Below are 7,840 nucleotides of genomic sequence, written 5' to 3'. Positions count from 1 at the left end.
AGTTTCATCTCGTTCTGTATTTGGTTCAACTCATGGGTTATTCACTAAATATTTTCCAAAATGGAATATTTCACATGATTATTTCGATGTGAATGCTCCGGAAGATATTGAAAGTTTGATTAAACCTGAAACAAAAATCCTGTTTGCAGAATCACCTACCAATCCCGGAGTGGATATTCTGGACCTGGAATTACTCGGAAATATTGCCAGAAAATATGATCTTATCCTGATCATCGATAACTGCTTTGCCACCCCGTATATACAGAATCCGATTAAATATGGGGCAGACCTGGTCATACATTCGGCTACAAAATTGATGGACGGGCAGGGCAGGGTTCTAGGTGGAATTACCGTTGGGAATAGGGCATTAATACGTGAGATCTATCTGTTTAGCAGGAATACGGGGCCGGCACTATCGCCATTTAATGCCTGGGTCTTATCAAAAAGCCTGGAAACACTGGCTATAAGGTTGGAAAAACATTGTGAAAATGCGCTGAAAGTTGCAGAGTTTCTAGAGTCCATACCTGAGGTTGAAACCGTAAAATATCCATTCTTAAAAACTCATCCACAATATGAAGTGGCAAAAAAACAAATGAGACTGGGAGGAAATGTAGTGGCATTTCAGATCAAGGGCGGATTGGAAACAGGTAGAAAATTTATAGATAGCCTGGAAATGTGTTCAAGATCTGCAAATTTAGGAGATACCAGGACCATCGTGACTCACCCTGCTTCCACAACACACAGTAAATTAAGCGAAGTAGAGTTGGAAGCGGTAGGAATTTCAGAAAGCCTGGTTAGAATTTCTGTGGGTCTGGAACATGTGGAAGATATTATTAGTGATCTTAAAAAGGCTTTGCAGGAATAGCATTTGCAGTCGGAAATTTTTTATTTTCGTTTCATGCTTTCCAAAAAGACCAAGTATGGTATCAAAGCGCTAACGTATATAGCGCGAAAAGATGAAAATTTTCCTGTTCAGGCTTCTGAAATTTCAGAAAGTGAGAATATATCTCAGAAGTTCCTGGAGAGTATTATGCTGCAACTTAGAAAATCTGGCTTTCTAGGCTCTAAAAAGGGAAAAGGTGGAGGTTATTATTTAATAAAAAAGCCTTCAGAAATTAAGATGACCGCGGTGATCAGGGTGCTGGAAGGTCCCATCGCCATGGTTCCCTGCGTTAGTCTTAATTACTATGAAAAATGCGATGACTGTCCAGATGAAGACGCCTGTTCTGTTCATAAATTGATGATACAGGTGAGGGATGCATCGTTGAATGTACTTGGAGAAAATACCCTTGCAGACATTGCCTTTAGGTAATGATAAGGGTGTTAAAATAAAATTTTTTTTAAAAATAAATTGGTGTTTAAATAAACGAAGTCTAGTTTTGCTTAAAACCTAGTAAACCGATAGGATTATAGTTTTTAATGAAGAGAGTATGTTGATGTTACTGAATCAAACTAAAGAAAAAAGTACCTATAAAAAAGATAGGACTACAGAACGACCGCTTCGAAGTATTCTAAAAACTATTAGTTGGAGAATAGTTGGAACCCTGGATACGGTCATGATCGCATGGTTTCTTACTGGAAAAATAGAAACTGCTCTCGCAATTGGATCTGTAGAACTGGTAACAAAAATGATCCTGTACTTTGGTCACGAACGGCTTTGGAATTTGATACCCTATGGCAAAGATTAGCTTTAATAGTAGCGAACCGGAAATAATACTAATGCAAAATTGTAACTGGTTATTCGCAATTGAACAGAATTAAATCATAAAGACAGATGAAAAAGTTTAGCGATTCAGAAATAGAAAAACTTAACAGTCAGTTACGGGGTGTAGCACCTTCAGAAATAATTCAATGGGTCTTGGCATCTAGTAATAATCCAGTAGTTACTACCAATTTCAGACCTTATGAAGCAGCAATCTTACATGCCTGTACTCAGGTAGAAAGTTCTATGAAGATAATTTGGTGCGACACAGGTTACAATACTCTGCCTACCTATAAGCATGCTCATTTTCTCATAGACCATTTAGATCTTAAAGTAAAACTTTATACACCAAAAGAAACTGCTGCTTATAGAGACGCATTTTTTAAGGGTATTCCGGGAGTAGATTCTCCAGATCATGATGAATTTACCAGGCAGGTAAAACTAGAACCATTCCAGCGAGCAATGGCAGAACAAAATCCAGATGTGTGGTTTACTAATCTTAGGAAAGGACAGACAAATTTTAGAGATAGCATCGATATTCTAAGTTATAGTAAAGACGGTCTTCTTAAGGTTAGTCCTTTTTATCACTGGTCAGACGAAAAATTAGATGGGTATTTAAGAGAGCATAAACTACCGAATGAATTCAAATATTTCGACCCTACAAAAGTATTAGATAATAGAGAGTGTGGTTTACACGCCTAAAAGTTTAAAAATGAGTTCGATCTTAAATCAAAATACGTTAGAAAGCGAAGCTATTTACATCTTCCGGGAAGTTGTGGCTCAGTTTGAAAATCCCGTGCTATTATTTTCGGGCGGTAAGGATTCTATCACTTTGGTACGCTTAGCGCAAAAGGCCTTCTATCCTGCCAAGATTCCTTTTCCATTAATGCACATAGATACCGGTCACAACTTTCCTGAAACTATCGAGTTCAGAGATCGATTAGTTGAAGAACTTGGACTGAACCTTATTGTACGAAAAGTTCAGGATGATATTGACAGCGGAGTTTCTATTGAAGAAAAAGGCAGGTATTCCAGCAGGAATTCATTGCAAACCAATACTCTTTTGAGTGCCATTGAAGAATATAAGTTCGATGCATGTATAGGTGGAGCAAGAAGGGATGAAGAAAAAGCTCGTGCAAAAGAGAGAATTTTTTCAGTAAGAAATGACTTTGGAGAATGGGATGAAAAGAACCAACGACCGGAGGTTTTTGATATGCTAAATGGACGTATCGATATGGGCCAGAATGTTAGAGTATTTCCAATTTCTAACTGGACAGAGCTGGATGTATGGAGTTATATAGATGCTGAAAAGATTGAAATTCCTTCCATTTATTTCGCTCATGAGAGGGAGATTTTTGAAAGAGACGGGTTGATTTGGACAGCTTCAGAACACGTTTACAAAGACGATCATGAGATTACAGAAATGAAAACCGTTCGATTTAGAACTGTGGGAGATATAACCTGTACGGCTGCAGTGGAATCTGGAGCAGATACCGTAGAAAAGATTATCAAGGAAATAAGGGAGTCAGCTATTTCAGAAAGAGGTGCAAGAATCGATGATAAAAGATCTGAGGCCGCCATGGAAACAAGAAAGCAACAAGGTTATTTTTAAAATAAAGAAGAGAATGGAAGTATTAAAAATAGCAACGGCAGGAAGCGTTGATGATGGTAAGAGTACGCTCATAGGCAGACTGCTTTACGATACCAAATCTTTAACTTCAGATAAATTGGAAGCCATTGATAGGGTAAGTAAGAAAAATGGTCTGGACTATTTGGATTTCTCACTAGCTACAGACGGTCTGGTAGCAGAAAGAGAACAGGGGATCACAATAGATGTGGCTCATATCTACTTTTCAACACCAAAGAAAAGTTATATCATCGCCGATACTCCGGGGCATATAGAATATACACGGAATATGGTCACCGGGGCTTCAACTTCACAAGCTTCAATTATTCTTATTGATGCCAGAAAGGGAGTTATCGAACAAACGTACCGGCACTTTTTTATAAATAATTTGTTGAGGGTCAAAGAAGTTATAGTCGCTATTAACAAAATGGATCTTGTCAATTACTCTGAAGATGTATTCAATAACATCATTACGGAATTTGATGAATTGAGAAGTAAAAGTGATTTCCAGGATCAGAAACTCACCTTTATTCCGGTGAGTGCTTTATGGGGAGAGAATATTGCCGAAAAATCTACTGCAATGTCCTGGTATCAAGGACAAACCATACTGGAACATCTCGAAGATCTTAAAGCTGAAGATTTTACGGAAGAAAGTCAGGCTAGGTTTTCTGTTCAAACAGTGATAAGACCTAAAACCGAAGAATTTCATGATTACCGCGGTTATGCAGGGAAAATTAATGGTAATAGCCTGAGAGTAGGAGATGATGTAACCGTGTTACCATCCTTGACGACTTCCAAAATCAAAGACATTCATTTTTTCGAAGAAACTTTTGATGAAGCTCCAGCAGGAAGTTCTGTAACTATTAGCCTGGCAGATGATATAAATGTCGCCAGAGGAGATATGCTGGTGAAGACCAAAGAGGTTCCTGTAGAAACAAAAGTTGTGGATGCCATGGTTTGTTGGATGGATAATCGCCCTTTGGTTCCGAGCCAAAAATATGTTTTACAACATAATACCAACGGTGTTCTGGCAAAAATAGATAAAGTAGAAAGCCATGTTGATTCGAATTTTGGAGCCGAAGAGAACGTAACTTCTTTGAGTCTGAATGACATTGGGAGCGTAAAGATCAAACTAAGTAAACCTATTTATGCTGACAGTTATAATACGAATCGAACAAATGGACGATTTATCCTGGTAGATACTCAAACGAATACCACGGCCGGAGTAGGATTTATAAAATAATATGACCAAAAAATGAACCACTTCAATCTCAACATTTTATCAAATATGTGTATGTGCTATTCGCCTCATACTTAGAAGTCCATTTTATAAACTGAGTTATAAAAAGTCCTTTTAAGTGTCATTCTTAAAAGGACTTTTTTCATTTAAATAATCAAGATCATGCAAAGTTTCAGAACTGAAATTGAAAATCCCGTTGTCGAGAAAGATATCCTGGATTTAGAAAAAAAGATCCGGCTTTTTCGCGAAGGAAAGGCTGATGAAGAAAAGTTTCGTAGTCTGCGCCTGGCACGCGGAGTATATGGACAGCGACAGTCTGGAGTTCAAATGGTTCGTATAAAACTACCGTTTGGAAAGGTGACTTCAGAACAATTACACCGGATCGCCAATGTTTCAGATGAGTATTCCAAAGGTCGGCTGCATATCACAACCAGGCAGGATATCCAGATCCATTACGTGAGCCTGGACAGAACTCCAGAGCTTTGGGCGCAACTGGAAAAAGATGATGTCACTCTTAGAGAAGCCTGCGGTAATACGGTAAGAAATATCACAGCCTCGCCAACCGCCGGGATAGATCCCAACGAGCCTTTCGATGTTTCACCGTATGCACACGCTGCCTTTCAATTTTTTCTTCGGAATCCCATCTGCCAGGAAATGGGTAGAAAATTCAAGATGTCCTTTTCTTCTTCAGATGAAGATACTGCACTTAGTTATATACATGATCTTGGTTTTATCGCCAAGCTGAAGGATGGAAAACGCGGATTCAAAGTAATGCTTGGTGGCGGTCTGGGCTCACAACCCCGGCATGCAGATGAGTTATATGACTTTTTACCTGCGGAAGAGATCATACCTCTAATTGAAGGTGTACTCCGGGTTTTTGACCGGCATGGAGAACGAGCTAAACGTCTAAAAGCAAGAATGAAATTTCTTCTGAAAGATATAGGAAAAGAAGCATTTATGGAACTCGTCGATGAGCAAAAAACCGCACTTTCGCAGAAGCAACCGGTATTTGAAATTGAAAAATTCGAAGCAGCTCCAGCATTGCAGGAAGTTGAGGTTCCTTCCGCAGAAATCGAAGATGAGAAAGAATTTGAAAACTGGAAGCAAACCAATGTTTTTGCTCAAAAGCAGGAAGGATTATTCGCTATTGGAATTCGTGTGCCGCTTGGTGATTTTTATACTCGTGGAGCGAGGCAGCTGGCATATCTAATTAAAAAATACGCAGGTAACGAGTTAAGATTAACTTTAAGACAGGATATTTTGATTCGTCACGTTAGGAAGGATTTACTGCCTTTTTTCTATACTGAACTTAAAAAACTGGGTTATGCAGAAATTGGATACAATAAGACTGTAGACATCACTGCCTGTCCGGGCACCGATACCTGTAATCTTGGTATTGCTAGCAGCACCGGTATTGCCGATGTGCTGGAAGATGTTCTCAAAGAAGAATATCCGCAATTCACAAATGGAAAGGATATTACCATAAAAATTAGTGGTTGTATGAACGCCTGTGGACAGCATAATATGGCTGAAATTGGTTTTCAGGGAATGTCTATAAAGGTCGGAAAAACGGTCGCACCGGCACTTCAGGTGTTACTTGGTGGTGGAACCCTTGGCAATGGTCAGGGTAGATTTGCAGATAAACTTGTAAAAGTTCCCAGTAAACGTGGTCCTGAAGCTTTGAGGATCATTCTGAGCGATTTTGAGGCAAATTCAGAAGCGCAGGAAAAATTTGTAGAGTACTATGATCGTAAAGAGAAAACCTATTTCTATGACTTGCTGAAAGATCTGGCAGATACTTCAAATATTTCCGAAAATGAGTTCGTGGACTGGGGTCATGAAACTCCATACATAAAGGCAGTAGGAGTAGGGGAATGCGCCGGGGTGGTTATTGACCTGATTGCAACATTGTTGTTTGAAAGTGAAGAGAAGATCGACAATGCGAAATCTGCGATGGAACGAAAGGACTGGGCAGACAGTATCTATCACGCGTACACTTCGATAGTAAATTCAGCGAAAGCCTTGCTGCTGGCTGAAGATGTAAAGACGAATACTCAGGCTGGAATCATTGCGCAATTCGATGAACTATTCGTTGAAACTGGCAAGATCGATCTAGCGACCACTTTTAAAGAATTTACATACCAGTTAAACCAGCATGAACCCAGCGAAGACTTTGCCAGAAAGTATTTAGAGGATGCGCAGTTATTTCTGAATAGAGTAGATGCTTATAGAACGAAGGAGGTACAGGATGTTTAATTCAGCAAAACTAACCGTAGTAGGCGCGGGTCCCGGTGATCCGGAATTGATCACAGTAAAGGCGTTAAACACGTTAAAATCTGCAAAAGTCGTTTTATATGATGCTTTAATAAATCGTGATTTGTTGGAATACGCCCCACAAGCTGAGCATATTTTCGTCGGAAAAAGGAAAGATAAGCATCGATTCCCACAGGACGAGATCAACGAACTTATTGTAAAGTATGCCTTAGAACGCGGTCATGTGGTTAGACTGAAGGGCGGCGATCCTTTTATCTATGGTAGAGGTGGCGAAGAAGTCGAGGCCCTTGTTCAAGCAGGTATTGATGTGGAGGTGATCCCTGGAATCACCGCTTCATTAGGGGCGGCGAGTTATGCTGGGATTCCTCTGACGCATCGAGATACCTCGCAGTCTGTTCGGTTCGTCACTGGCCATCGAGTTGAAAACACCGTCAACGTTGACTGGCCGGAGTTCACTAAGGCAGGACAGACACTGGTTATCTATATGGGATTGGTCGGATTGCAGAGAATCTGTGAGCGACTCATCACCCATGGTGCGCCTCCTGAAAGACCAGTAGCCCTGGTAGAAAATGCAACATTGCCAGAGCAACGGGTTTTAATCGGCCGCCTGGATTCTGTTGCAGACATTGCAATCCGAGAGAAGGTGAGCGGACCGACGGTTGTCATTATAGGTGAGGTGGTCGCCCTCAAGATGCGAAAACAAGTTACAAACAGTTAGCCGGCTTTGGCAAGCCGGAAATTTTGGCGACCATTTTGGCTGGAGATTCACCGAATAGGCGCATCAGCGCGATGCTGGTACCCAGGAGCGGATCGACTTCATTGAGCACGAGTTTAACGAGTGGACGCATCGCCAGCGACACTTCGGTCTGCTCATAGAATTTTCGTGTCGCATCGACAATGGCCCAGTGATCATCCTGCAATTCAATGCCTTCGTTGTGTGCAAGGATCTTTGCGACGCCTGGACTCCAGTCATCGATGTTCAGCAAGAATCCTTCCT

General features: G+C 40.6%; 9 protein-coding genes. 8 read left to right on the top strand and 1 reads right to left on the bottom strand.

The window, feature by feature from the left end; translation table 11 throughout:
- The 8 genes from QZ620_RS12660 to cobA all read left to right on the top strand — a co-directional run.
- The coding region (locus QZ620_RS12660; protein ID WP_295182249.1) for an aminotransferase class I/II-fold pyridoxal phosphate-dependent enzyme at window positions 1–865 on the top strand (865 nt) is incomplete at its 5' end.
- Window positions 866–898: 33 nt separating this feature from the next.
- Window positions 899–1,312 carry an Rrf2 family transcriptional regulator gene (locus QZ620_RS12655; RefSeq protein ID WP_295182246.1) on the top strand — a complete coding sequence of 138 codons (414 nt, stop codon included), beginning with the start codon at window positions 899–901 and terminating at the stop codon, window positions 1,310–1,312.
- Between the two features lie 118 nt (window positions 1,313–1,430).
- Complete coding sequence (locus QZ620_RS12650) at window positions 1,431–1,688, top strand: DUF2061 domain-containing protein (protein WP_089661410.1); 258 nt, start codon at window positions 1,431–1,433, stop codon at window positions 1,686–1,688.
- 86 nt (window positions 1,689–1,774) lie between these two features.
- Window positions 1,775–2,404 carry a phosphoadenosine phosphosulfate reductase family protein gene (locus QZ620_RS12645; protein WP_295182241.1) on the top strand — a complete coding sequence of 210 codons (630 nt, stop codon included), beginning with the start codon at window positions 1,775–1,777 and terminating at the stop codon, window positions 2,402–2,404.
- 10 nt (window positions 2,405–2,414) lie between these two features.
- Window positions 2,415–3,314 carry a sulfate adenylyltransferase subunit CysD gene (gene cysD, locus QZ620_RS12640; RefSeq protein ID WP_295182238.1) on the top strand — a complete coding sequence of 300 codons (900 nt, stop codon included), beginning with the start codon at window positions 2,415–2,417 and terminating at the stop codon, window positions 3,312–3,314.
- A gap of 13 nt (window positions 3,315–3,327) precedes the next feature.
- Window positions 3,328–4,572, top strand: a complete 1,245-nt coding sequence (locus QZ620_RS12635; protein WP_295182236.1) for a GTP-binding protein — start codon at window positions 3,328–3,330, stop codon at window positions 4,570–4,572.
- 159 nt (window positions 4,573–4,731) lie between these two features.
- Window positions 4,732–6,825 carry a HEPN domain-containing protein gene (locus QZ620_RS12630; protein ID WP_295182234.1) on the top strand — a complete coding sequence of 698 codons (2,094 nt, stop codon included), beginning with the start codon at window positions 4,732–4,734 and terminating at the stop codon, window positions 6,823–6,825.
- Window positions 6,818–7,561, top strand: coding sequence for a uroporphyrinogen-III C-methyltransferase (cobA, locus tag QZ620_RS12625; RefSeq protein WP_295182232.1), 744 nt, complete (start codon window positions 6,818–6,820; stop codon window positions 7,559–7,561). The genes QZ620_RS12630 and cobA overlap by 8 nt, the downstream gene beginning before the upstream one ends.
- On the opposite strand, the gene QZ620_RS12620 is transcribed toward cobA, so the two are convergent.
- Window positions 7,548–7,840, bottom strand: a 293-nt coding sequence (locus tag QZ620_RS12620; RefSeq protein WP_295182230.1) for a TusE/DsrC/DsvC family sulfur relay protein, incomplete at its 5' end; no start/stop codon positions are given. The two genes, cobA and QZ620_RS12620, sit on opposite strands and share 14 nt — an antisense overlap.

This window comes from uncultured Christiangramia sp. (assembly GCF_913046405.1).
Taxonomy (GTDB): domain Bacteria; phylum Bacteroidota; class Bacteroidia; order Flavobacteriales; family Flavobacteriaceae; genus Christiangramia; species Christiangramia marina.
Note: the sequence above shows the minus strand (reverse complement) of the source record. Positions and strands in the feature narration are given on the sequence as shown.